The 1,274-nt window shown below is 52.0% G+C and carries 2 tRNA genes and 1 rRNA gene; all 3 read left to right on the forward strand.

From position 1 onward, the window contains the following. Nucleotides 1–26 precede the first annotated feature (26 nt). A tRNA-Gly gene (locus ACGTN6_RS20510) sits at nt 27–100 on the forward strand. Nucleotides 101–110: 10 nt separating this feature from the next. Next, nucleotides 111–187: transfer RNA gene (locus tag ACGTN6_RS20515), tRNA-Ile, on the forward strand. Nucleotides 188–297: 110 nt separating this feature from the next. Next, nucleotides 298–1,274 (forward strand): 16S ribosomal RNA (locus tag ACGTN6_RS20520); the annotation flags it as partial.

Raw genomic sequence — 1,274 nt, forward strand, 5'->3', positions numbered from 1 at the left:
TTCCCGACCATCGGAAAACTTTATATGCGGGTGTAGTTTAGTGGTAAAACCTCAGCCTTCCAAGCTGATGTCGTGGGTTCGATTCCCATCACCCGCTCCATTATTAATATGGGCCTGTAGCTCAGTTGGTTAGAGCGCACGCCTGATAAGCGTGAGGTCGGTGGTTCAAGTCCACTCAGGCCCACCAGAAGAAACATTTGATCTTTGAAAACTGAACGAAACAACATGTAACGTCAATGTCTTTAAATTATTTTTTAAAGCCAGTAATCATTTATTTGATGCTAGGCAAACTCAACTTTTATGGAGAGTTTGATCTTGGCTCAGGACGAACGCTGGCGGCGTGCCTAATACATGCAAGTCGAGCGCGTGAATCAACATGATCCCTTCGGGGTGATTGTTGTGGATCGAGCGGCGGACGGGTGAGTAACACGTGGGCAACCTACCCATGAGATCGGGATAACTCCGGGAAACCGGAGCTAATACCGAATAACCCAGTGAACTGCATGGTTCACTGGTAAAAGGCGGTTTCGGCCGTCACTCATGGATGGGCCCGCGGCGCATTAGCTAGTTGGTAAGGTAACGGCTTACCAAGGCGACGATGCGTAGCCGACCTGAGAGGGTGATCGGCCACACTGGGACTGAGACACGGCCCAGACTCCTACGGGAGGCAGCAGTAGGGAATCTTCCGCAATGGACGAAAGTCTGACGGAGCAACGCCGCGTGAACGATGAAGGTCTTCGGATCGTAAAGTTCTGTTGTTAGGGAAGAACAAGTGCCAGAGGAAATGCTGGTACCTTGACGGTACCTAACCAGAAAGCCACGGCTAACTACGTGCCAGCAGCCGCGGTAATACGTAGGTGGCAAGCGTTGTCCGGAATTATTGGGCGTAAAGCGCGCGCAGGCGGTTTCTTAAGTCTGATGTGAAAGCCCACAGCTCAACTGTGGAGGGCCATTGGAAACTGGGGAACTTGAGTACAGAAGAGGAGAGTGGAATTCCACGTGTAGCGGTGAAATGCGTAGATATGTGGAGGAACACCAGTGGCGAAGGCGACTCTCTGGTCTGTAACTGACGCTGAGGCTCGAAAGCGTGGGTAGCAAACAGGATTAGATACCCTGGTAGTCCACGCCGTAAACGTTGAGTGCTAGGTGTTAGGGGGTTTCCGCCCCTTAGTGCTGAAGTTAACGCATTAAGCACTCCGCCTGGGGAGTACGGCCGCAAGGCTGAAACTCAAAAGAATTGACGGGGGCCCGCACAAGCGGTGGAGCATGTGGTT

The sequence above is a fragment of the Halomonas sp. B23F22_20 genome (assembly GCF_043496985.1).
Classification (GTDB): Bacteria; Pseudomonadota; Gammaproteobacteria; order Pseudomonadales; family Halomonadaceae; genus Halomonas.